The sequence below is a fragment of the Halomonas sp. DP8Y7-3 genome, assembly GCF_019801675.1.
Lineage (GTDB): Bacteria > Pseudomonadota > Gammaproteobacteria > Pseudomonadales > Halomonadaceae > Halomonas > Halomonas litopenaei_A.
In genome coordinates this window covers 201,196-224,978 of sequence record NZ_JAHVIO010000018.1, presented here as the reverse complement: position 1 = coordinate 224,978, position 23,783 = coordinate 201,196, and the positions used below count along the sequence as shown (strand labels likewise).

Annotated in this window: 20 protein-coding genes and 1 rRNA gene; 10 read left to right on the top strand and 11 right to left on the bottom strand. The window is 59.7% G+C overall.

Annotated elements, in window-relative coordinates; genetic code table 11:
* The 4 genes from rrf to rlmM form a co-directional block, all read left to right on the top strand.
* Window positions 1-114 (top strand): 5S ribosomal RNA (gene rrf, locus KUV86_RS17630); the annotation flags it as partial.
* Window positions 115-848: 734 nt separating this feature from the next.
* A complete protein-coding gene (locus KUV86_RS17625; protein ID WP_222485949.1) occupies window positions 849-2,405 on the top strand; it encodes a BCCT family transporter in 1,557 nt (518 codons plus the stop codon).
* A gap of 163 nt (window positions 2,406-2,568) precedes the next feature.
* Window positions 2,569-3,006: a DUF2721 domain-containing protein gene (locus KUV86_RS17620; protein ID WP_206944502.1), complete on the top strand. Its 438-nt coding sequence runs from the start codon at window positions 2,569-2,571 to the stop codon at window positions 3,004-3,006.
* A complete protein-coding gene (gene rlmM, locus KUV86_RS17615) occupies window positions 2,996-4,057 on the top strand; it encodes a 23S rRNA (cytidine(2498)-2'-O)-methyltransferase RlmM (RefSeq protein WP_222485947.1) in 1,062 nt (353 codons plus the stop codon). The genes KUV86_RS17620 and rlmM overlap by 11 nt, the downstream gene beginning before the upstream one ends.
* 172 nt (window positions 4,058-4,229) lie before the next feature.
* Here rlmM and KUV86_RS17610 read toward each other — a convergent pair whose 3' ends face one another.
* Window positions 4,230-4,517, bottom strand: a complete 288-nt coding sequence (locus KUV86_RS17610) for an antibiotic biosynthesis monooxygenase family protein (protein ID WP_206944499.1) — start codon at window positions 4,515-4,517, stop codon at window positions 4,230-4,232.
* Between the two features lie 26 nt (window positions 4,518-4,543).
* On the opposite strand from KUV86_RS17610, the gene tusA reads away from it, so the two are divergent.
* Window positions 4,544-4,798: a sulfurtransferase TusA gene (gene tusA, locus KUV86_RS17605; protein WP_206944497.1), complete on the top strand. Its 255-nt coding sequence runs from the start codon at window positions 4,544-4,546 to the stop codon at window positions 4,796-4,798.
* Window positions 4,799-4,875: 77 nt separating this feature from the next.
* On the opposite strand, the gene KUV86_RS17600 is transcribed toward tusA, so the two are convergent.
* The 4 genes from KUV86_RS17600 to KUV86_RS17585 form a co-directional block, all read right to left on the bottom strand.
* A complete protein-coding gene (locus tag KUV86_RS17600; RefSeq protein ID WP_206944495.1) occupies window positions 4,876-5,586 on the bottom strand; it encodes a hypothetical protein in 711 nt (236 codons plus the stop codon).
* Between the two features lie 101 nt (window positions 5,587-5,687).
* Complete coding sequence (locus tag KUV86_RS17595) at window positions 5,688-6,728, bottom strand: DUF3080 family protein (protein WP_222485945.1); 1,041 nt, start codon at window positions 6,726-6,728, stop codon at window positions 5,688-5,690.
* Entirely contained in the window at window positions 6,725-8,170 is a 1,446-nt protein-coding gene (locus tag KUV86_RS17590; protein WP_315900689.1) for an MATE family efflux transporter, read from the bottom strand. Before KUV86_RS17590 ends, KUV86_RS17595 begins: the two co-directional genes overlap by 4 nt.
* Before the next feature lie 1,275 nt (window positions 8,171-9,445).
* The gene (locus KUV86_RS17585) at window positions 9,446-10,504 is read right to left on the bottom strand and encodes a GSCFA domain-containing protein (protein ID WP_222483579.1); all 1,059 of its coding nucleotides are present in this window, start codon (window positions 10,502-10,504) and stop codon (window positions 9,446-9,448) included.
* Window positions 10,505-11,592: 1,088 nt separating this feature from the next.
* Between KUV86_RS17585 and KUV86_RS17580 the strand changes: the two genes are divergently transcribed.
* Window positions 11,593-12,153: an elongation factor P hydroxylase gene (locus KUV86_RS17580; protein ID WP_315900519.1), complete on the top strand. Its 561-nt coding sequence runs from the start codon at window positions 11,593-11,595 to the stop codon at window positions 12,151-12,153.
* 6 nt (window positions 12,154-12,159) lie between these two features.
* Here the strand turns inward: KUV86_RS17580 and KUV86_RS17575 are convergent, their stop codons facing one another.
* Together KUV86_RS17575 and KUV86_RS17570 are read right to left on the bottom strand one after the other, a co-directional pair.
* The gene (locus KUV86_RS17575) at window positions 12,160-12,648 is read right to left on the bottom strand and encodes a hypothetical protein (protein WP_206944485.1); all 489 of its coding nucleotides are present in this window, start codon (window positions 12,646-12,648) and stop codon (window positions 12,160-12,162) included.
* A gap of 1 nt (window position 12,649) precedes the next feature.
* Window positions 12,650-13,504, bottom strand: coding sequence for a TatD family hydrolase (locus tag KUV86_RS17570; RefSeq protein ID WP_224907389.1), 855 nt, complete (start codon window positions 13,502-13,504; stop codon window positions 12,650-12,652).
* Window positions 13,505-13,686: 182 nt separating this feature from the next.
* On the opposite strand from KUV86_RS17570, the gene KUV86_RS17565 reads away from it, so the two are divergent.
* Entirely contained in the window at window positions 13,687-15,681 is a 1,995-nt protein-coding gene (locus tag KUV86_RS17565; RefSeq protein ID WP_222485942.1) for an ATP-binding cassette domain-containing protein, read from the top strand.
* An 86-nt stretch (window positions 15,682-15,767) separates the two neighbouring features.
* Here the strand turns inward: KUV86_RS17565 and KUV86_RS17560 are convergent, their stop codons facing one another.
* Complete coding sequence (locus KUV86_RS17560) at window positions 15,768-16,214, bottom strand: universal stress protein (protein ID WP_206944481.1); 447 nt, start codon at window positions 16,212-16,214, stop codon at window positions 15,768-15,770.
* Between the two features lie 110 nt (window positions 16,215-16,324).
* On the opposite strand from KUV86_RS17560, the gene KUV86_RS17555 reads away from it, so the two are divergent.
* Window positions 16,325-16,855, top strand: coding sequence for a preprotein translocase subunit YajC (locus tag KUV86_RS17555; RefSeq protein WP_222239259.1), 531 nt, complete (start codon window positions 16,325-16,327; stop codon window positions 16,853-16,855).
* Between the two features lie 160 nt (window positions 16,856-17,015).
* Here KUV86_RS17555 and slyA read toward each other — a convergent pair whose 3' ends face one another.
* Both slyA and KUV86_RS17545 read right to left on the bottom strand, forming a co-directional pair.
* Window positions 17,016-17,462, bottom strand: coding sequence for a transcriptional regulator SlyA (gene slyA, locus KUV86_RS17550; RefSeq protein WP_222164271.1), 447 nt, complete (start codon window positions 17,460-17,462; stop codon window positions 17,016-17,018).
* Window positions 17,463-17,592: 130 nt separating this feature from the next.
* Entirely contained in the window at window positions 17,593-18,975 is a 1,383-nt protein-coding gene (locus tag KUV86_RS17545; RefSeq protein ID WP_222485940.1) for a DUF5924 family protein, read from the bottom strand.
* 415 nt (window positions 18,976-19,390) lie between these two features.
* On the opposite strand from KUV86_RS17545, the gene fadB reads away from it, so the two are divergent.
* Both fadB and fadA read left to right on the top strand, forming a co-directional pair.
* Entirely contained in the window at window positions 19,391-21,544 is a 2,154-nt protein-coding gene (fadB, locus tag KUV86_RS17540) for a fatty acid oxidation complex subunit alpha FadB (protein ID WP_222485938.1), read from the top strand.
* Window positions 21,545-21,567: 23 nt separating this feature from the next.
* On the top strand, window positions 21,568-22,746 hold the full coding sequence (gene fadA / locus KUV86_RS17535; protein WP_206944471.1) for an acetyl-CoA C-acyltransferase FadA: 1,179 nt from the start codon (window positions 21,568-21,570) through the stop codon (window positions 22,744-22,746).
* Between the two features lie 178 nt (window positions 22,747-22,924).
* Here fadA and KUV86_RS17530 read toward each other — a convergent pair whose 3' ends face one another.
* Window positions 22,925-23,716: an AraC family transcriptional regulator gene (locus KUV86_RS17530; protein WP_222483589.1), complete on the bottom strand. Its 792-nt coding sequence runs from the start codon at window positions 23,714-23,716 to the stop codon at window positions 22,925-22,927.
* Window positions 23,717-23,783: the final 67 nt, after the last annotated feature.

Sequence of the window (23,783 nt, the reverse complement as noted above, 5' to 3'; positions counted from 1 at the left end):
TGACGACCATAGCGAGTGGGAACCACCTGATCCCTTGCCGAACTCAGAAGTGAAACCGCTCAGCGCCGATGGTAGTGTGGGGTCTCCCCATGCGAGAGTAGGTCATCGTCAGGCATTTATTCAGAAGAACCCCGATTATCGAGAGATGGTCGGGGTTTTTCGTACGCATGGGTCGACCCCGCTTTTTATGTGTGGGGCCGCGCCGATAACCCCCTCGGCGCGGTCAGGCCTGGCTCTTCTCAAGGGCAAGCTCGCGTCGTTCGCCACCCCTTGCAGCTTCGCTGCAAAAGCTCGGGGTGGCTCACCCCCATGCGAGAGGCAAGCTGCCTGGTTGCGAGTACCACTGCGGCTATCGGGATTTTCCACAAGGTCAAGATCGTTTCCCATAGACGAGTGCGGGTCGATGGCTCCCTCGACGCGGTCCCGCCTGATCCTTCTCAAGGGCGGGCTCGTGGCGTTCGCCACCCCTTGCAAAAAGCTCCAGGGTGACTCATCTCCGTGCAAGGGCGCTGTTGTTTATGTGACGCCCGGAGTTCGTATCCCCCGCCAGTGGCATGCTGGCATGACCGGAGAAAGACTCAAGCGTTGAACCATCGCGCTTTTCAGAGGGTGGTCATGCGACGTCGACATTGTCATGCTTTTTACGACACGCTTGGAACCTCGTTACAGGTGTGTCGCCGGATGTGATCCGCGCATGAGGCGCGGTGAATCCTTTCCCTTCAGCCACAGAGCTGCCATGAAATCGCGGAATCCTCCGTGCTTCCTTCATGCCCATCAGGGCGCCATTCATCTTTCCCGAAAGGAGAGTCCGACAGCCCGACGCCTCGTCGTCTGTCGCTACCTACGACATGAGTCATTCCACCGCTAGCACCGATACGCGGAAGTCTTCAAGCGCCCGGCTGGGCGACCCCATCGTTCTCATCCTAAGTGTGGGATTTATCCTGGGCTTCGTTGCCTTGTCGCTGTACGACATTGAGATGGTCGCCAATGGCATCTCGACGGGCTTTGCCTGGACAGCCAAGACCCTGGGCAGTTACTTCCAGCTGCTCCTGCTGGCGACATTCTTCATTGCCATCGGCATTGCGGTCAGTCCGAGCGCAAAGGCGCGGATCGGCAACCTGGATGCACCTGAGATCAGCACCTTCAAGTGGCTGTCGATGATCATGTGCACGTTGCTGGCTGGGGGCGGTGTGTTTTTTGCTGCCGGCGAGCCGGTCTATCACTTTGTTGTGACACCGCCGGCCTTCGATACTGAAGCAGGAACTGTCGACGCTATTGCAGGGGCGCTCGCCCAGTCTTTCATGCACTGGGGGCTGCTGGCGTGGGCAGTGCTGGGCACGCTGGCATCCGTCGTGCTGGCCCATGCCCACTACGTCAAGGGACTACCCCTTCAGCCACGAACGCTGTTGACGCCAGTCCTGGGCGAACGAGCCATGCAGGGGCCCCTGGGTGGTCTGGTTGACGCACTCTGTGTGATTGCGGTGGTTGCCGGCACGGTAGGCCCCATCGGCTTCCTCGCGACTCAGGTCAGCTTCGGCCTGCACGAGCTGTTCGGCTTCAGTGAAGGTTATGGCCCCCAGCTGATGGTGCTGGCAGGCCTGGGGGCAGTCTATGTGACATCGGCGGTTACCGGGATTCACAAGGGTATCCAGGTGCTGAGCCGGTTCAACGTCTTCCTGGCGCTGGCGATAGCAGTGGCGATCTTCCTGTTCGGGCCGACGCTGTTCCTGACCGATGCTTTCACTCAGGGGTTGGGTCGCTATCTGGGATCCTTCTTCGAGATGGCCACCATGACCACCCAAACCGCTCCTGACTGGTGGATGCAGTGGTGGACGGTGTTCTTTTTTGCCTGGTTTATCGGCTACGGGCCCTTGATGGCGATCTTCGTCGCACGGATCTCCCGCGGTAGGACGATTCGGCAGATGATTCTGGCCGTGGCGGTCATGGCTCCGGTGGCTACCATGGTGTGGTTCACCCTGCTGGGCGGCTCCGGGATCTACTACCAGCTGTCTGGAGCGATTGACCTGACCGAGGCGCTGAACAACTTTCAGTTCGATGTCGCGACGCTGACCGTGGCTCAGGCACTGCCGGGTGGCACGCTAATGGCGCTGGCGATCCTGCTGTTGACCACTATCTTCGTTGCGACCACTGGTGACTCTATGAGTTACGCCATCTCGGTCGTGGGAGCCGGTCATGACGAGCCAAACCCCATGGTCCGTGCCTTCTGGGGTATCGCCATGGCGCTGATGGCAGCGATTCTTCTGCGCATGGGAGCCGGTCAGATCAGTGCCCTGCAGCAGTTTATCGTGATCACTGCCATTCCCGTCTCGCTGGTACTCCTGCCGACCCTGTGGACGGCGCCGCGTGCTGCGCTGGAAATGGCCCGAGAGCAAGGTATTCGGTAAGTCGCCTGACGCTACTTGTGGTATCCGGAAACGGCCCTCGACGTGAGTCGGGGGCCGTTTCGTTTGGCCATGTATCAGGGGGCGTGGAACGTGCAAGATGGCTCGTCGTTGGGCGTGCCGACTGCTACCATAATCGACTTTCGTCGACGCTCTGGAGCTCACCGTGAACCTGACCACGCCGGCCTTGTTGTTTCCTGCGATATCTCTCTTGCTGCTGGCGTATACCAACCGCTTTTTGACCCTGGCGGGATTGATACGCAAGCTGGCGGAACAGGTGAAGGACGGTGAAGATGATCACATCACGCAGATTCGCCTGTTGCGCCGGCGCATCTCGTTGACCAAGCGCATGCAGATAGCTGGTGTGTTCAGCTTTCTGCTGTGCACCCTGTCCATGTTTGCCTTGTTTCTCAGCTGGACACCGCTGGGAATGCTGCTGTTCGGCATTAGCCTTGTGTCGCTATCGATTTCGCTGGTGTTTTCCCTGTGGGAAGTCGTGATTTCCACCAATGCGCTGAATGTGCAGCTCAAGGATATCGAGCTGTCCGCCAAGGGGCGGGCGGATCTTGCCTGGAGAAAGAGAACCTTTACTCATGACGCCTGACCAAATACTGCTTTTCTGCCGTCCAGGCTTTGAACCTGACCTGTGTGCCGAACTGACTGACCGACTCGGGCGCGATGCCACGGTGGCAAGCGTCGAGCCATTGATGGAGGAGGGGCTTGTCAGGGTCGTCATGGCGGACGGATACCCGGCCAATGACCTGCATCGGTCGCTGCGGTTTGATGAGCTGGTGTTTGCCAGGCAGTCGCTGTTGGCGTTGCCGGAGCTGAGATTGTCCAGGGATGACCGGCTGACGGCCATCCTCGAGCAGTTGAAAGCCTGTGGTTGGAGTTTCGAGTCCATCTGGCAGGAGACGCCTGATACCAATGAAGCCAAGGCACTGAGTAGCCTGCTCAAGGCGCTTGAGCGGCCCCTGACGATGCGCTTGAAGAAGCGTGGTGCTCTGAGGCGCAAGGCGGGGGGGCGGCGCCTCCACCTGGTCTGGAGAGACGGTGACCGCGTGCAGCTGGCCATGAGTTTTCCGGGTAATCGAAGCGAGTTCCCTGGAGGCATTCGAAGGCTACGTTTTCCTCATGCTGCTCCGAGCCGCTCGACCTTGAAGCTCGAGGAAGCGTGGCACGAATTTGTCCCAAGAGATGAGTGGGATGAGCGTCTGGGGGAGGGGATGCAGGCTGCTGATCTCGGTGCGGCGCCCGGTGGCTGGACCTGGCAACTCGTACAGCGTGGGATGCAGGTGTATGCCATCGACAATGGCCCGATGGATAGCACACTGATGGCGTCTGGGATGGTCGAGCATCTACGAGAGGACGGCTTCGTGTGGCAGCCGCCGATGCGCCTGGATTGGCTGGTATGCGACATCGTCGACAAGCCGACCCGCGTCATTGCCATGGTGCAACGCTGGCTTGTAAACCGCTGGTGTCGAGAAGCTGTCTTCAACCTCAAGCTGCCAATGAAAAAACGTTGGGAGGAGGTATCGCTGTGCCTGGCGACCCTGGCCGATCAGCTTGACGAGACCGGTGTGAAGGCCGAGATACGTTGCCGCCACCTCTACCATGACAGGGAAGAAGTCACGGTCTACGTTCGTATCGCTTAGAACAGTACGGCTGAGATACCTGCGTAGACGTAGCTCTTGGTGGCGCGCCGCTTGAATGCCTCGTCGATACCGCGGCGACGCCGGTCGTCCATGCAGGCCAGTGCTGTGAAGGCTTGGAACAGGAAGGCCTGGTCTTTTCAGGCCTGGTCTGTGAAGGTCAACTCGATAAAGATTAGTAGGCAGGCTCGAAGATTCTGACGGTCTCGGCCTCGGTGAGCAGGGGGTGTACCTGTTGCATGACGCGTTCTCTGGCTTCGCTGGTGTACCATGCTTTCCAGGCGCGCAGGTCGCGCCACTTGGTAATCATCAGTCGGCGGTCCGAGCGTCCTTGTTCGACGAGGCTTTCGCCCCCAAAGAAACCATCGGCGCCAAGTGACTGGCGCATGGCTTCTCGGGCGGCTTGTTCGTACTCTTCTTCCAACCCCGGCATGACACGTCGCTCGATGATGATCTTGATCATGCTTTTACTCCAACCCAGAGGTAGTGATGGTGGATTCTGTAGATGCCCTGCCCGCCAGCGACAAGGAGCTGGACACTAGTGGTCTGTTTTGCCCCGAACCCATCATGATGATGCACAATGCGGTGCGTGACATGACGACCGGCGAGGTGCTCAAGGTGATTGCGACGGATCCTGCCACCACGCGTGATGTGCCCAAGTTTTGCCAGTTTCTCGGTCACGATCTGCAGCAGCATCACACGCTGGAAGATGGCACTCACTGGTACTTTATTCGCCTTGGGTGACAGCTCCGCCGGCCTGTGACATCGCGCTTGTTTGAAGGGGGCGTCGACGGTGACGCCCCGTGCTGGGCATGGGGCCTTTATTCGACGTCATCCTCGTCGTCCGGCATGACCATCATGGCCAGAGCCTCGAGCGTTGCCGGGTCTTCCTGACGGATGCGGTTGGCAATCTGGCGCTGGAAGAAGTAGACCACCTTGTGGCGGCTATGGCCGGGATACAGGCAGGCGTCGCCCGGCAGAACGGGTACGGATTCAATCAGTTCTTCGTCAGCCAGCAAGGCTTCAATGGTGCCGTCACTGTACAGGCGCCAGCCAAAGACCTGCTTGAGCTGCCAAGGCTCGCCCTCATCGTCCATGCACAGCGCATGGGTTCCCTGGTGGTCAGGTAGCGTTTGGATGAGCGTGGTGTCGCTGGTGTCTTCGTATTCGAAGTAGGCAGCCGCGTGAGCAAGCTCCATCTCCTTGTGTTCCGGTGGCTGATCGAACAGCTCTTCCGTTTCGGGATCCCGGTAACCGACGAAGTGTCCATGGTCTGGATCATCAAGCTGTTCGCAGGGAGTCAGTGACTCCATCCAGGGTACCAGGCCCACAATGTCGCCGTTCTCTCGCATTCCCCAAGCGAGGATAGGCATGCCATAGAGGGTGTCAGGATGTGCATCGAGCCGATACACCATTTCCAGACCGTCTAGCTCCGGCGCCAGCCTGACCAGGCGTCGACGCGCCTGTTGGCGTTGGCGCATGCTTTCCAGGTCGATGACCCGAGCGGGGCGGGGTGATAGTGGAATGCCCATGATCTCCCTCCAGCGGCTGCTTGCTAACGGCTGTGCATCTCGGCGAAGGCCGGACGCTGCGCTCTACGTCCCTGTTCTCATCAATAGCACAGACTGATCGACTAGCGTAAGTCCCTGTCGCCCACACAGCGTTGATCCCATTGCTGGCGCAGTAGCCTGTGGTGGTCCAAGACCTCGCGGAAACGCACCAGCGGAGTGTCAGCGCCGCTGGGCGAGAGCCACTGGCTGCGGTAGCGCTGGAGTTCGGCTGCGCCCTCTAGGTGGGCATCCAGGAGCTGGTCCATGGCGCTAAACCAGCGTCGCGATTGACGTAGCAGACGCTCCATCTGTCGAAGCAGGAGATCCGCCGAGGGCGTTTTCTCAGCCAGCGGACAGCTCGCCTGGGGCGGCAGACTGGTGTTGCCCAGCGCGCTTTCCAGCAGGCCGTTGGCCTCTTTCAGCCGCAGCGTGGCGAGCTGGAGTGTGCGCATGAGTTCGGCGCTGAGTGGACGATCACGGAGCACTTTCAGCGCCTGCTCGAGTTTGCCTGAGTCTGGCTGCCACTGATGGTCGAACTGTCGATCTACGGCCTGGGTCAGGTAGGTCAAGGCGGGTAGCTGAGCATCCACGGCGGTCAGTTCGTCAATGTCCAGTACAGCACTGGCGCGTGAAAAACTGCCTGCCCACTCTGAAGAGGCGACCAAGGCGTTGTAGCTGGCCAAGGGAAGCTGGCGGGTCTTGGTCTCGGTCAGCCTGGCCAGGCGCTCGCGATCTTCCGGGCTGAGCGAGTCGACGGCAGGGTTATTCATGCAATGGTCAAGCCGTCGCCACAGCTGCAATTCGTAGAGCCAGTGCTGGCTCGGTGCTGCGGTCTTGCCAAGCTGGTTGTTGCGCTGGGCCACCAGGTTGGCGATGTGACAGCTACGCAAGGCGAAAACGTCAAGCAGGCCTTCGCGGATCTCAGGAATCTCCAGCGTCAGTGACCGGCGCTCGGGGAAATCACCGATATTCGGCACATCGCTGGTTTCTGGCGGTGATAACCCAGTGGCGTCGGCAAGCTCGTGCTGATAGGCGATGAGCTCACGCTCCAGGGACGACGGCCCGCACCCACAGAGCAACACAGCGAGCCCCGCCAGCAGGGCGAACAGGCGGCATGCCTTCATGGGGCGATGTCGATATTGGCGCGGGCCACCTGTCTGGCCTTAACGCGAAAACGTTCCCCTAGCAGCAACGCCGCCACGGTCAATCCGGCAATCAATCCGATCCAGTAGCCATGGACGCCCAGGGGGGGCAGCCAGGTTCCTAGACCGTAGCGGCCGAGCAGGTGGCCACCGCCCAGCCCGACCAGCCAGTATGCCAGCAAGGTGATGAACATGATGACTCTGGTGTCCTTGTAGCCTCGCAAGGCACCGGCCAGGGCAACCTGCAGCGAGTCGGATACCTGGTACAGCATGGCCAGGCCCACCAGTGACAGCGTCAGGGCCTGTACTTGGGTGTTGTGGGTATACAGGCCGACCACCAGATCGGCGGACAGCCACAGGACGGCACTGTTGAACAGCGCCACCAGCAAGGCGATCAGGATGCCATTCCAGGCGACCAGTCGGGCCAGGCGGGCATCGCCGCTTCCCAGGGCATTGCCGACACGAACGGTCAGCGCCATTCCCAGCGAAAGCGGCAGCATGAACAGCAGTGAAGTGAAGTTGAGCGCCACCTGGTGGGCCGCCACCACGATTTCTCCAAGGCTTGCGACGAACAAGGCAATCAGCGTGAAAAGCGTCACCTCGACAAAGATCGCGACCCCAATGGGCACCCCAACATAAAGCAGCTCAGCCATCGACTTCAGGTCCGGCCGGCTTGGCTGGCGCCACAGCTCAACACTGCCATAGGCCCGGCTTTTCTGGGTATAGCGAACCATGGCCAGCGTCATGACCCACATGGCAATGGCAGTGGCAATGCCGCAACCATGAGCACCGAGAGCAGGCAAGGTCGCTAGCCAGTCCGGAGTTGCCGGACCCAACAGCTGCACCAGGCCTTCTCCGCCGTAGATCAACACATAGTTGCTGGGAATATTGACGGCCAATCCAATCAGACTGATCCACAGTGCGGGTCGGGTATGGTTCATTCCGTCTGAAAAGGCCCGGAGGGCCAGAAAGATGGCCACGGCGGGCATACCGTATGCCACGGCTCCGACGTAGTCAGCGGCGCGTTCGGCAACCGCAGGAGGCACTGCCATCCAATGGAACACGGGCGCCACTGCCAGGTTCAGCAGCAACGCCGAGATCAGTCCAAGGCCCAGCCCTACCCACATGGCCTGATGAACGTTGGCCCGGATACCGCCCTGACGTCCTCCTCCCATCAGCTGCGCGACGATCGGCGTCAGCCCCATCAGGGTGCCTGTCATGAACAGCATCAGTGGCATCCACAGGCTGGCGCCCACCGACACCGCCGCCAGGTCGGTAGCACTCTGGCGGCCGGTCATCATGATATCGACCACGCTCATTCCGGCCTGGGCCAGCTGAGCACCGCAGATGGGAAGGGCAAGACGAATAAGCGGCCAGCTTTCTCGCCGGCTCGTGGCGCCAAGGCCAGTGGGGAAAGGGCGCACGATCTAAGGCTCCATGCAAAAGGTAACGGGCGTCATGCCCTGGCTATCCGCATCCTGCGCTGTCGGCCGATGGGAGATGGTGTGAGTGTATCAGCGATGCACCAGTCTGGCGCCTGTCAGCGGCGTTGGCTGTGAACATCAATGGAAAAGACGGTATGCCTCTGCACCATTTCTCAGCGCAGCCTTACGTGGCAGGTGCTCGTTCATTTAGCAGGTATCAAATATCGGCCATTATCCGCTGGCCAAACCTCGGTGCGAGCCGAAGGCGGCGTACAGGCAGCCGCACGCCAGCCGTCCAGGTCCTCGACAGTGTCGACTAGATGACAGATAGCCGCACGGGTATCCGCCTCTAGCGGAGCCTCTCTGAACGGCCAGCTATCGCGGCGATTGAAGGCTGAGGTGGCAACGCAGCCTTCAATTGCCAGCGCTCCGGCTGGGGGCCACGCCCTGATGACGCTTTTCCGCGGGCTCGGTGTAGTGTGCCATCCGCAGACAGATAGAGCAGGATCTACCCAGCTGGCCGGTGCGAGGAGCTTTTCGCACTCCGTCCCTGTGATCGATAGGATGTTCCTGCTGAGACCTGCTCGAAAAAATGTGACAGCCATTCTCTGCCAAATGTGTCGTTCATGTGCCGATCATCGTGATCTGGATGTACCTGATCATCACGATTGTCCCCCACAGACAGCCTTTTACTTCCCTTCAAAAATTCTGACTTGGTAAAGATGCCGTTGACGATGGTCGCAGAGGGCTGAGCGATCAATGTCGCGCAGTACGAGGAAAGTACTCCATCATTCATTAATCGTACCCCGGAAAGATAGTCCTCTGAAGAATAAGTACAATCTTCATCGCTATTCATCGTGAGTAAAGGACTATGCCCTATATATATACTCTTGTCCGTTACGCTTCTTATCATTTTCAAGATGTTAAAGGAAAGAGTGCTGTCGACACTGTCAAGCAAAGACTGTCTGATCACGGCCGCCGAGAAAAAAGAATCCGGCTCAATGAAAAAAGCCTCCATTTGAAGTCCGTAGATTAAGAAGGTGTCATAGTCGGAAACGTTAATAGAGTCTAGCCCACCCGATGTAAATCTGATGGACTCCTTAAGCATCCTTGAACGAGGAGTAAGGGTATGCCCCTTAAGGTGAAGGTGCCTCATCCCGTTGGCTCGCGCAGCAAAAAAGGTGAGTTCGTTAGCGCTATGCCATTCAGGCATCAGGTCCCAAGCTCTTTTCAAGGCGCCGGCGTGGCTGTTACCTATAATGCAGACCTTCCTTTTCATCCTTCGCCTCCAAAGGCTTCGAGTATTTCTTCCTCACAAACCAGTTCACTGCGTTCCATGTCATCGCTTTGCTGGCTTCTGTCTGTCACGGACAGTTCACTACCAAATTTTTTCTGCTGGCATTGAAAGAATTGATTCATGACGAATTGCACCCCTGCCGGGTTTACACTTCGCTGGTTGGGTTCGAAAAAGACGCCTCTGAACACAGGGCTATTGATGATTTCATAAGAAGGGAAGTAATCGACATAGGGACGTTGTCGGGCCAGCTGTCCTGCCACGGCACGAAGTATCGATTTGGACTCCATCGTTGCAACCAGCACATTGTTACTCGAGTTTGTTGCTACCAGTGGAACAGGAGAAACGGTTAATATGAATTTTAGTGATGGATTGACCTGACGCATCATTTCCATCGACTTGGTCATGCTTTTGATTCCTTCATGGAATATTTGATTGCTAAAGGCGTGGACATCTTCTTGATACATTCCTGCAGAGGTACCTGGACACATCGGATACTCGTAGCCATGCTTTGAATTGAGCCATCTTTCGGTCAATCCCAGTGTAAAAACAAAAAAATCCGACGTCTTAATGCATTCCCTGAATGAACTTATGGTCTGATTCCGGGATTGCCTTAACTCTTCTTCACTACAGAATCCCTGCGGCTCGATGGCTGGTCGAAAGGGATCATAGAAGCGGCCGTCTTTCTCCCAGATTTCTTCTGGCACGCCTTTTTTTTCTAACGCCCACTCGACCCATTGCTTGAGTAGTGAGGTGGTGTAAATATTTCCGGTTCTCGCTGAAAAGATGTTGTAGTTGTACTTTCTTGCACTTTCATCCGAAAGACTTTTCGGTGGGGTCTCAGCCGAAACCCAATGGTAACCTCGGCTCTTCAGAGCTCTCCCGATATGTTGTGCAAAGCAGGAGCCAAAGGTCACTACCCTGTGTTGTCGAGAAACTTTGAATTTTGGTGACCATAAATCAGATAAGTCAAACATTGACCTCTCGGCTACCATTTTCTTCCAGAAGGCTTTGTCTGGTAAATTTTCGTATGGATTCATCACACTACTCCAGTAGCGATAGAGGATTTGTTATGGGACAGGATGGATGTTAAGGTGAATTTAAATTTCATATCCCTTCTCAATACGTTGTTAGGATGGTTTTTATTGTTGTCCTGTAACTATTAAAGCTATGACTCAAATATGAGTCTCCCACGCTATCATTCAGAGGTGTCAATACGTGTCTAGCGTGAGGACCTCCGCCATGTCACGAACTCATTTGGGTGTTTCTGTCAATATCCGTGTTAGATAAGCTATTAAAAACATCCATTCATGAAAATGAAAGCGACGGTGAAATCACTATCGTTGCCTTTATCAAGAACCCCAGGTGGCGAGGTATATCAGAGATCGATCTCAGTGATTGCGAGTTTAGTGACTGGGCGCTTTGAGATAGATGATACATGGACTATCTCTTAGATCATGCTAACAGAGTGTTTAGATGTGCGCTAAGTCAATCCGGAGAGAGTTGTAGGAGAAGAGACAGTATCATCAAGAACTGTAGTTAATAACGACATGGAGTTGTAAGATTCTTCCTGCTTACTGCGTCTCGAATGTTCGGTTGAGCAGATAGTGGCTGAGTTGAGCGTCTGATGAGTGTTACGCCGGTGTGTTCAGTGGTCTTGTTGCTGGTTTCAGACATGGTAATAAGGGGCAGCGTAGCCAGAAGTCCGTACTCAGATCCGGGCGGCTCCCGGCCATGGTGACAGAAACGGCGATGGCGGGGGGAGGGTGTCGGTGGCATGGCAATTTGACGTTGCTGTCAAAGTGAATGCGCGCCTCTTAGTTGCAATTTGTACAACCTAAATAGGCATACAACAGCTGGTACAACGTGAAGGTTTTCGTCGCCTTAGTGAACTCGATCATAGTGCTGGCCGAGAGGACGTCAGCATGGCGTGAAAGGTCTGCACCGCGCTCCACGGTTGAGCTGGGTGGAAGCGAGCTGCTGGAGTGGCACAGCATCGCCGTAGCCTGCGGGTTTGGCGTTCTCCCGGGTCTTGTTATTCTTGCACGCCTGGCGGCATTGCCGTCACCCGGTGCAGCGCCGGACGTTCATGACGAGCCTTCTATCACCGCCTTTGCAAGGAGCCCCAGTGGAGCACCGCCTTGAAGATGTCATCGCTCTGTTCGATGGCCTGTTTTCAGAGTCTTTCCAGACCCGCCTTGAACGCGGTGGAGATGAGCCCCTGTATCTGCCTGCCGATGAGCAGACCCCTTGGCACAGAGTGATCTTTGCCCGCGGCTTTTTTGCCAGCGTACTGCATGAAGTCAGCCACTGGTGCATCGCCGGGGCCCGGCGGCGACAGCTCGAGGATTATGGCTACTGGTATGAGCCAGATGGGCGCGACCAGCACCAGCAACAGGCCTTTGAACAGGTCGAGGTGGCGCCTCAGGCCCTTGAAAGCTTGTTCTGCCGTGCGGCAGGACTGAGCTTCCATGTCAGCGTCGACAACCTGGGAGAGGTCGAGGTTGATCGGGAAGCCTTTTCTCGGCGGGTGGCTGCCCGCGCCGAGGGCTATTGCCGTGACGGGTTGCCGCTCAGAGCCGCGGCATTTGAAGCGGCTCTGAAGGCGTTCTATCTCGAGGGCAGGGGGCTGGCAGAGGCGATTCGCTGTGGCCGCAAGCGGCTTGTACCTGAGCCAGTGATCAGCTGAGTCGCCTTATTCGTCGTCGACGCTGCCGCTGAGACGGCGATGCAGGTGCAGCATGACTTCGACCTCTTGCTCCGGGCGCATGGGCTCCAGGCCAAGTTCACCGAACAGCTCATTGCGCGCTCTCGCCCACTCACCGGGGTCCAGGTCAGGATACAGGGTCTCCGCCGGAGCCAGCTCCACGAAGGGGTCCAGCCCGTAGGTGTCGAACAGGCGAGAAATGGCCGCCTCGTCATCAAATACGCCCGCCGTAAGCAAGGTCGCGTTGAAGTGATCGGTCTCGAGTTCCCGGATGACGTCGAGGGGGCTGACGCCGATGCTGGCCAGCTCCTCACGACTGTAGTCGCCCAGCGAGACGGTCTCCGCATCCAGCCAGTCCTCGTCGGGCTGAATCAGGGTGTGCTTGATGCGTCCGTCATCCAGGCTCCAGGCGATCGCCAGGGGCAGGTCACCGTCGCCGCCGGTTTCTACGGCGATAAAGGCAGGCATGTCGCCCATGTCAGGACTCCTTGAGGTCAAAGAACGTTCTCGCCGTAGCGGTGCTGCTGGCTGCCAGGGTGGCCTCATCTTCGCCACGCCAATGAGCGATTTCACGGACGATCCATGGCAGCAGCGCCGGCTCATGGCGGCGTCCCTTGAGCTTGGCTGGCAGGTTACGGGGCAGCAGGTAGGGGCAGTCTGTCTCTACCATCAGCCGATTGGCGGGAATGTCGCCTACCATGTCGCGCAAGTGGTGGCCACGGCGCTCATCGCACAGCCATCCGGTCAGGCCGATATGCAGATCAAGATCGAGGTAGCCGTGCAGCGTGTCCCGATCGGCCGTAAAGCAGTGCACCACGGCCCGTGGAATATCATCTCGCCATGCCCGCAGGATGTCACGCATCCGCTCACCCGCGTCTCGCTCATGGATAAAGAGTGGGAGGCCTGATTCCACCGACAATGCTAGCTGCGCCTCGAAGGCAGCCTCCTGCTGTGCAGGCGTGGAGAAGTTGCGATGGAAGTCGAGCCCGCACTCACCTACGGCGACGACCTCGGGTAGGCGGTGAAGAGCGCGCATGGCGGCTTCCAACTCAGTAGACCACTCGCTCGCGTGGTGGGGGTGCACCCCTGCCGTCGCATATAGGCCCGGATGGTGCTTTGCCAGCTCCGCAGCCTGGTGTGCGTGAGCCAGGTCGGTACCTGTCAGCACCATCGTCTCGACGCCGGCACGGCGGGCTCTTGTCAGGGTCGCGTCGAGGTCCTTGGCGAAGCTCTCATGAGTGAGGTTGGCGCCAATGTCGACCAGTGGCGTTGGAGAACGAAAGCGCAGGGCTTCAGGTAGCAGATCATCCTGAGTGTCATCGCAGGCTGACAAGGCGGGCTCCTTGGCGGGGAATGAAGCAGGGGGCGCATTGTACCTGCCACGAGGCGTGACCACCATTGGCGCCCAGTGGCTCGGACCTCGGCCTGGTCGAGAGTGCTTGGCAGACGCTGCCCATGCCAGAGAGCCAGGGGCTTGAGGTACACTATGACGATGATCAAGCGATGAGGTGAAGCGTGACCCTGCTACGACTGGAGCAATTGCAACTGGCCTATGGCCACCATGTGTTGCTTGATGGTGCGGACCTGACCCTGGAGCGGGGTGAACGGCTGGCGCTGGTAGGCCGCAATGGTACTGGCAAGTCGACCTTGCTGCGCCTGGTGTCGGGGGAAAACCAGGCCGACGGCGGTGTGGTGTGGCGTGCGCCGGGCTTGAAGATTGGTGTCCTCGAGCAGGACCTTCCCGAGGCCAGCGGAGAGACGATTTTTGACGTTGTGGCACAAGGTCTGCCGGAGGCAGGCGGGCTGTTGTCGGAATACCACCACCTGGTGCAGTCGGAAGACCCGGACATGCGCCGCATGGCGCAGCTGCAGACCCGTCTGGAAGCCATCGATGGCTGGTCGTTTCACCAGCGCATCGACGTCGTGCTGACACGTCTTGGCCTGCCCGAAGATGCTGCCATGTCGTCGCTGTCTGGCGGTTGGCGGCGGCGGGTAGCGCTGGCGCGAGCCCTGGTGGCGGAGCCCGACCTGCTGCTGCTGGATGAGCCGACCAACCACCTGGATCTGGATACGATTGCCTGGCTGGAAGAGCAGCTGGCGGCGTTTGCCGGGGCGGTGCTGTTTATCACCCACGACCGGGCTTTCCTGTCGCGGCTTGCCACCGGCATTCTTGAGCTGGACCGTGGCAAGCTGGGCCGCTACCCCGGCGACTACGCTACCTACCAGGCACAGAAGCAGCACGAGCTCGAGATCGAGGCGCGCGAGAATGCCGAGTTCGACAAGAAGCTGGCCCAGGAAGAGGCCTGGATTCGTCAGGGTATCAAGGCTCGTCGTACCCGCAACGAAGGGCGCGTGCGGGCCCTTGAGCAGCTGCGCCGTGAACGTAGTCAGCGACGGGAGCGTCAAGGCAATGCCAACCTGACCGTCGACTCCGGTGAGCGCAGCGGAAAGCGCGTGGTCGAACTGGAGAACGTCACCCAGCACTTCGAGGAAGCGACGGTCATCCGTGATCTCAGCATCGAGATTCAACGGGGTGACCGCATCGGCTTGATCGGCCGTAATGGCGCGGGAAAGACCACGCTACTGAAGATCCTGCTGGGCGAGCTGACCCCCAGCGAGGGCAATGTGCGGGTTGGCACCAAGCTTCAAGTTGCCTATTTCGACCAACTGCGAGCCGGGCTCGAGCCGGAGCGTACCGTCTACGATAACGTGGCCCAGGGAAGTGATCGTGTCACGGTGGGTGGCCGCGATCGCCATGTGATGAGCTACCTTCAGGATTTCCTGTTTTCGCCTGAGCGCGCCCGCCAGCCGGTCAAGGCCTTGTCGGGTGGCGAGTCGAATCGACTGCTGTTAGCCAAGCTGTTCACTCAGCCAGCCAATGTGTTGGTACTGGACGAGCCGACCAACGACCTGGATGTCGAGACCCTGGAGCTGTTGGAAGAACTGCTGCTGGGCTTCGATGGGACCTTGTTGCTGGTGTCCCATGACCGCGCCTTCATGGACAATGTGGTGACCAGCGTACTGGCCTTCGAGGGGCGTGGTCAGGTGCGTGAATATGTGGGTGGCTACACCGACTGGGTGCGTCAGGGCGGTAAACTGCCGCCTGCACCTTGGGAGGGGGCCGCGCGTCAGCGGGTGGAGCCGTCAGCGGATACGGAGCCTTCAGCCGGTAAAGAGCCTTCAGCGGATAAAGAGCCTTCAGCTGATAAAGAGCCTTCAGCGGGGGGAACGCCCTCAGCGGGTAGCTCCAGGCCGACCGGGCAAGGCAAGGCCAAGCCGGTCAAGTTGTCCTACAAGCTGCAGCGTGAGCTGGATGGCCTGCCCGCCGAGATTGAGCGGCTGGAAGACCAGGTGGCCGAGTTGGAAAGCGAGGCAGGGCGCCCAGACTTCTACCAGCAGCCCTCCGGCGTGGTGGCCGAGCGACTGGCGTTGCTGCAGCAGACCCAGGATGCTTTGGACGCGACCATGGAACGCTGGATGGAACTCGAGGCCATGGCGTCCGGGGAGTAACCCAGCTGCGGCCAAGGCAGGCGCTGGCGCCGGCATGAAGCCGGCGCCAACGTTGGAGATGCATGACACCCGAGAGGGTGGTGTGCTTACTCTTCGCTTTCCTTGCCGACTCGCACGGCCAGCACATCGCACTGGGCTCCATGGAGTACCCCGGTAGAGGTGGAGCCGAGCAACAGAGCGAAACCATGGCGACCGTGTGAGCCAACCACGATAAGGTCTACGCCGTTTTCGTCGGCAAAACGGTGAATTTCGGTATCTGGCATGCCCACCACTACATGCTGATCTTCCCGGGCAACCGTGGCATCGGCGATCTCCGCCAGACGTTGCTTGGCATGGTCATCCAGCTGATCCTGAATGCTGGTGAGATCCATGGGAATGTCGCCGCCATAGGCAAAGCCCAGTGGCTCCAGAGTGTGCATGATCGATAGCTTGGCGTGGTTGCGGTCAGCGACCTGCAAGGCTCGTTCGAGGATCTTGTGAGAGTCCTTGGTGAGGTCCACTGCCACCAGCACATGACGATATTCATTGCTCACGGGACTACGCCTCCTCGGCGGTCAAGTAAAAGAGGTATCGTAATGTCACTCTAGGACGCCGTGGCAGTCAAAACAATGCCGACGATCAACGTTTTTGCAAAGGAAACCGTATGTTGTGGCTACTGATACTGGGTGTCGTAGGGATGGTCTTCGCACCAGCGATGTGGCTCAGGCCCACCGCCAGGGAGCGTCGGCAGGGCCAGCTGCGTCAGGTTGCCATTGAAGCAGGTGCCAGCGTCAAGCTGGATACACCCCCGTTGCATGGTGAGGTCGACAAGATGGCGGCCTATCGTTGGGCCTATCCTGCTCAGCGCCCGGGACCGCATTTTGTGCTGGTGCGCAAGGCTCGGGCCAGCGAGTCGTTGAAGCACTTTAAATACGATGAAGGCTGGCGCTGGAGGGTACAGCCGCTGGAGCCATTGCCCTCTGTCATCAGCGCACGCCTGTCGAGGCTGCTGTCACAACTGCCGGACGACGCCTGGGTGGTGGAATCCAGTGACAAGGCCTTGACGCTGTGGTGGGAGGAGTCTCTCGAGGCGCCGGAGTTTGGCGCTATCTCGGCGCCAGCAGCGGCACTCCGAGATGCGCTGCAGGGGCGTCCTGATCGTCCGGCCGGCAGCGTCCCGGGCTCGCCGCCTTAGGCTCCGCGGGACGGGAGAAAGTAGTACGCTCTGCTTTGGAGGGCGCGCTTTTGCGATACTGCGGATGCGCGCCGCCGATGCTGAGTCAGACTAGGCCAGACCAGACCAGACCAGACCAGATCAAGCCAAGCCAAGCCAAGCCAAGCCAAGCCAGCGCCACTTAGCCTTGGCAGTCTTCCGGGCTTAACAGTGCCTGGCCATTGGCTTCGATACGATTGAGCATGTCACTCAAGCGTTCCTGCTCATCATCATCCAGGCCCTTCAGCATTTCCTCCCTGGCTTCACGCACGATGGCGTCGATCTTCTCCAGCAGTGGGGTTGCCTGCTCCGTGAGATGGACGCGCTTGGTGCGGCGGTCCTGATCGCAGGGGCAGCGCTCCACCAGGCCCTGCTCGCAGAGTTGGTCAAGGGTTCGTACCAGTGAAGGCGCCTCGACACCGATAGCGCGAGCCAGGTCGCATTGTGGCTGGCCTTCTGGCATGCGCCAGAGATGATAGAGCGTCACCCAACGGGTCTGGGTGAGCCCCAGCGGAGCCAGACGTTGATCAAGCACCGCCCGCCATATGCGCGGTGCACGGGAGAGTTGGAATCCAATGTTCTCGTTCATATCGACCTAGAATCGCAAGGCTGCAAATGATTCGATTGTCCGAACGCTGGCGCGGGAATGCAAGCCACCACCCTGGTTTGCCCTCTGATGCACCTTCTCGATCGTCCGATTGAGGTATCCACCGATCCTGTTATTGCGCTGTTGACTGTGGCACGGCCTCGTTAGGGGCTTGCGCACTGGTTGCGGTGTTTTCACTATCCTCGCTGCTTTCGCTGCTTTCGCTGCTTTCGCTGCTTTCGCTGCTTTCGCTGCTTTCGCTGCTTTCGCTGCTTTCGCTGCTTTCGCTGCTTTCGCTGCTTTCGCTGCGGCCTGAGTGGTCTTCCGTCAATCCGGGAGCTGTACCAGCGTCTTCTTTTTCCTCTTCCCGGTCTGCCTCTTGGCCCTCAGGGCCGGCCGTCAGCCACCGCAAGCGCAGCCCTGGCATGCCGACCTGAGTGTCGATAGTAGCGTCTGCCCTGGTGGCCTGGTCAGGATCATCCGCGACCTCGAACCTGAGGACGCCGATGCGCTGTCCCCCGGCAGTCATGACGTCGATCCGCCAGCTGCCGGTCACGTTGTCAGGGAAGTTCTGCTTGCGGGTCCAGGCGCGATATCCCTCTGCACGGCCGCCGTATATTTCCAGCGCGATGCGGTCGACCAGCTGCCCCTCATGACGCCACTCGTGCACGACCTCTTCCTTGAGTCCTCGCGGCGCGTGAATCGCGGTATAGGCATACAGACCGCGAGACGTCAGTGCCTCCGGGGTCAGCGCCATGTTGCCCTGAGGTGTGCGGCTGGCCTCGTCGAAGGCGGGGGAAAGCGCGCTTCCAGACAGCCAAAGCGTGGCGGGCGGGACCCACACACGCCCGAGCCAGGCCGCCCCCGCCAACACCGGCAGCAAGGCGAACATGGCCAGCCACCGGCTTGGGCTGAGTGGCCGCAGGAGATGCAACAGACTTGGCAGGCTGAACAGCAGCATGGCGACCACTGCCGCCAGCATGCTTTGTCCGGTACTCAGGTGCAGCACCAGCGGCAGCGTGACCAGCACGACTAGAAACACGCACTGGGCATGGAAGACGAAATACAGCCAGCGCTTGCGGGAGGCCAGGCGGTAATACAGGGGATCGACAATCGACAGGATAGCCATGGCCAGCATGAACAAGGTGAACAGTGCCTGACCGCTGGCCCAGACGGTGGTGGCGACCAGGAAGGGAAGCGTGAAGAACAAGGTTTCCTGGTGAATCATCTGGGCAATAAAGGTGGTCACGCCGCGGGGCAGGGACGGGTAGCCCCGCCGCACCATGATTCTCCCGATCAGGCTCTCTGACAGCAGCAGAATCCAGGCCAGCAGCATGCCAGTGGCGAGCAGGACACCCAACCATTGCTGTCGCTCCACCAGAAAGAAACTGGCAACGCCCGCGGCAAAGGCCAGCGGTGGCCAGACCCAGTGCCAGGGACGCAGGCGGGCAACCCAGGTTTCGATGGTGCGCTGGAGGGCATTCAGCGTGGTGCGCTGGGCGGGCGGCGTAGACATAGGAGAATCCGTAACGATGAAAGACAGTCGGCACTGCGACAAAGCGCTGAACGCAGGGTCGTGGTCAAGGTCATGCGCAGCCGCTCAAGCGACAGCGGGTGTAGCGCAGGGCCGCCATTTAACCATAGGCAAGCTGCGCTCCCGACCTGGCCTTCGCAAGGGGATAGCGGCGGTGGCCCTGCCAGCTCCCACGACACCTCTCCAGCGCTCTGTTAACAGTATGCTTAAACGCTGCCAGGGTGCCTTTACCTGCTTCAACGTCGTGTAATCCCTCTAAGGTAATGGTAGGGGTTGACGGAAGTGAATCTTTGCACCAAGCTGGCAAAATCAAACGGCCGTATGAATACCGCTCACCTGGACAGGGACACAGGCCACTGTCCGGGTAACACGGGATGACTTCAGTGGAGATGCGTGGATGATCTATCAAGGCAACGCCATTTCGGTGGCTCGCAATGGCGACGATATCGCCATCCTTACCTTCGACTTGAAGGATGAATCGGTCAACAAGCTCTCCGGCGCCGTGATCAAGGAGCTCGGTGAAGCCCTCGAGGCGGTGCGCGGTGATCAGGGGCTCAAGGGGCTGCTGCTGAAGAGCGCCAAGGAAGCCTTCATTGTGGGCGCCGACATTACTGAGTTTCACGCCATGTTCGACAAGGACGAGGCGGAGATTCAAGCCATGCTCGAGCAGGTTCACGGCATCTTCAATGGCCTGGAGGACATGCCGTTCCCGACGGTCAGCGCGATCAACGGCCTGGCCCTGGGGGGCGGCTGTGAGGTGGTGCTCTCAACGGATTTCCGTGTGATGAGTCAGGAGGCCAAGATTGGCCTGCCGGAGACCAAGCTGGGCATTGTGCCGGGCTGGGGCGGCTGTGTTCGCCTGCCGCGGGTCATCGGCGCCGATAACGCCATCGAATGGATTGCCGGAGGCACCGAGAACCGCGCCGATGCATGCCTCAAGGTGGGAGCGGTTGACGCCGTGGTGCCCCGAGAAGACCTCGAGGCGGCGGCGCTGGATATCCTGGCCCGGGCCAACGCCGGAGAGCTTGACGTCAAGGCACGTCGAGAAGAGAAGAACAGCCCGCTCAACCTGAACCCCATCGAGCAGATGATGGTGTTTGAAACGTCGAAGGGCTATGTGGCTGGCAAGGCGGGTCCACATTATCCGGCGCCAGTGGAAGCCATCAAGGTGATCCAGAAGGGCGCCGGCGAGACGCGGGCACGCGCGCAGGCCATCGAGGCCAAGGCATTCTGCAAGATGGCCAAGACCGATGTCTGCTACAACCTGGTCGGCCTGTTCATGAACGATCAGGTCGTCAAGAAAAAGGGCGGACAGTATGCCAAGCAGGCTCAGCCCGTGCGTCAGGCTGCCGTCTTGGGGGCCGGGATCATGGGCGGTGGAATCGCCTATCAGAGCGCCTCGAAGGGCACTCCGATCTTGATGAAGGACATCAAGGAGGATGCCATCGAGCTGGGGCTGAAGGAGGCACGCAAGCTGTTTGGCAAGCAGGCGGCTCGGGGCAAGCTGTCACCTGAGGCAGCAGCGGAGAAGCTCACCAATATTCGTCCTACCTTGTCCTATGGTGACTTCGGCACGGTCGATCTGGTCGTCGAAGCCGTGGTCGAGAACCCGAAGGTCAAGGATGCGGTGCTGACCGAGGTCGAAGCACAGGTCAGCGAGAACACCGTCCTGGCATCGAACACCTCGACAATCTCCATCACCCGGTTGGCGCAGAACCTCAAGCGCCCGGAAAACTTCTGCGGCATGCACTTCTTCAACCCGGTGCACCGCATGCCCTTGGTCGAGGTCATTCGCGGCGAGAAGACCGGCGATGCCGCCGTGGCGGCGACGGTGGCCTATGCCAAGGCAATGGGCAAGACCCCGATCGTGGTCAACGACTGCCCCGGCTTCCTGGTCAACCGGGTGCTCTTCCCCTACTTCGGCGGCTTCAGCCTGCTGGTGGAGAAAGGCGCCGACTTCCAGCGAGTCGACAAGGTCATGGAGAAGTTCGGTTGGCCCATGGGACCTGCCTACCTGCTGGATGTGGTGGGAATGGATACGGCCGTCCATGCCAATGAGGTGATGGCGGAAGGCTTCCCTGATCGGATGGCCCGCGAAGGCAAGACGGCGATTCAGGTCATGTTCGACAACGATCGTCTCGGCCAGAAGAACGCCAAGGGCTTTTACGCCTATGAAGAGGATCGCAAGGGCAAGCCGAAGAAGGTGCGCGACGAAAGCGCGGTCGAGCTGGTGAGTCAGGTCGTGACCGAAAGCCGCGAATTCTCTGATGAGGACATTGTCGCGCGAATGATGGTGCCGCTGTGCATGGAAACCGTGCGCTGCCTTGAGGACAACATCGTTGGCACGCCCGCAGAGGCCGATATGGCGTTGATCTATGGCATTGGCTTCCCTCCCTTCCGTGGCGGTGCGCTGCGCTACATCGACGCCATGGGAGTGGCAGAGTTTGTCGCCCTGGCGGATAGCCTGGCGGCTGAGCTCGGCCCGCTGTATGCCCCCACGGATGGCCTGCGCGAGATGGCCAACGCGGGCAAGACCTTTTACACCAAGTGACCCCACGAGACAGGAGAAGACAGATGAGCTTGAACCCGAGAGACGTCGTGGTGGTCGATGGTGCCCGTACCGCCATGGCCAAGGCCAAGAACGGTGGCTTTCGCCACGTGCGTGCCGAGGATCTGTCGGCGGCAGTGATGAACGCTCTGCTGCAGCGAGTGCCGCAGCTTGATCCGGCCGAGGTGGATGATGTCATCTGGGGCTGCGTCAACCAGACCCTGGAGCAAGGCTTCAACGTCGCCCGTAACGCCCAGATCATGACCGCCATGCCGCGCAGTGTGCCGGCTCAGACGGTTAATCGGCTGTGCGGTTCCTCCATGAGCGCCCTGCATATCGCGACCGCCAATATCAAGGCCGGAATGGGCGACGTCTACCTGGTGGGTGGGGTAGAGCACATGGAGCATATCCCGCTGACCTACGGTGTCGACGTCAACCCCAGTGCCAGCAAGCATGCCGCCAAGGCGGCGATGATGATGGGCATGACCGCCGAACTGCTTGGCAAGCTGCATAGCATTTCCCGTGAGCAGCAGGACAACTTTGGCGTGCGCTCTCACCAGCGCGCCTATGAGGCGCAGCAGAGCGGCGCCTTTGATAGCGAGATCATCGGTGTCGAGGGGCATGACGCCGACGGGCGTCGGATCCTGGTCCAGCGCGACGAGGTCATTCGCCCGGAAGCCAACCTGGAGAGCATGGCAGGACTCAGGCCGGTGTTTGATCCTCGTGGCGGTACCGTCACGGCGGGCACATCCTCGGCGCTTTCCGTTGGGGCGAGTGGGATGGTCGTGATGAGCTACGAGCGCGCCCAGGCCCTCGGCCTCACGCCGATCGCTCGCGTGCTGTCTACCGGGGTGTCCGGCTGTGATGCCTCCATCATGGGCTATGGACCGGTTCCTGCCTCTCAGAAAGCCTTGAAGGCGGCGGGTCTTACGATCGATGACATTGAGACCGTGGAGCTCAACGAGGCTTTCGCTGCCCAGGCGCTGCCGGTGCTCAAGGATCTGGGGCTGCTCGACGTGATGGACGAGAAGGTCAACCTGCACGGAGGGGCCATCGCCCTGGGGCACCCGCTGGGCTGCTCCGGGACCCGAATCAGCAACAGCCTGCTCACGGTCATGCGGCGCCAGGACACGCGCCTTGGCCTTGCGACCATGTGCATCGGCATGGGCCAGGGCGTTGCTACCGTGTTCGAACGCCTGAATTGATCCCTTGAAGTAATTCGCCAAGTCGGCCTTGAGCCGTTGTTCTGATCTCGCCGGCGCTGCCTAGCAGCGCCGGCGTTTTTTGTGCACCCAACACCAGGCCGAACGATGTTGCTGCCGGGAGCTGTCGCGCTGTCGCCGAGTGCTCCTGGGCGAAGGCTGTGCTGTCCGTGCTGAGGTGCTATCGCTCCTGCCCACGCCGGTATTCGTCCGGTGTCTGTCCTGTCAGCCGCCGGAACATGGCAATAAAGGCAGACGCGCTGGCATAGCCAAGGTCCATGGCGATGGCTTCGACCTTGGCACCGGATTCGAGCATCGGCATGGCCTTGACGACCTTGAGGCGCTGGCGCCATTCGGTAAGCGTCATCCCCAGGTCGCGCTGAGCGCGGCGCAGCAGGGTACGCTCGGTGACGTGCACCGCCTTGGCCAGCTCTCCCACGCTGGCAGTGGCGGTCGGGTCGTCCTCAAGCCGTTGCAGGGCTCGGCGCAGTTGAGGGTCTGCGGAGGTAGGGAGGTAGCTTCCCGCGCATTCGGCGACCGCCAACTGGTCCACCAGCACGTCGAGCAGGCGCGTCAGGTCGTCGGGGTAGGGCGCTTCTGCGGGGTGGTGGCGTAGGTGTTCGAGCAAGGCCCGGGTCAAGGGCCCAACGGTCAATGCACAGGTGATATCAGGTAGTGCACTGGCCTGAGGCGTGGCGATGTACAGCGAACAATGACAGGCGGCCTGACGATTAAGGCCCTGGTGCTCTACCCCGGGGGGTAGCCACAACCCGTAGTGCGACGGTGTCAGATAGCGCCTTTGCCCCACATCGACTTGGACCACCCCGCTGTAGGAATAGACGAACTCTCCCCAGCTGTGGCGATGACGGGGATAGGCGGCATCTGCTGGCATATAGCCGGTACGAAAGACGACCGGCGCGGGCAGCGCATCGTGAAAGGGCGGAAACAGCAAATGCTTGGGTGTGTGGGGCATGATCGGCACCCTGTCCGAGGGAAGGCATGGCTTGTCTGATCTTAGCTATATGCGGTGAATGCGACAA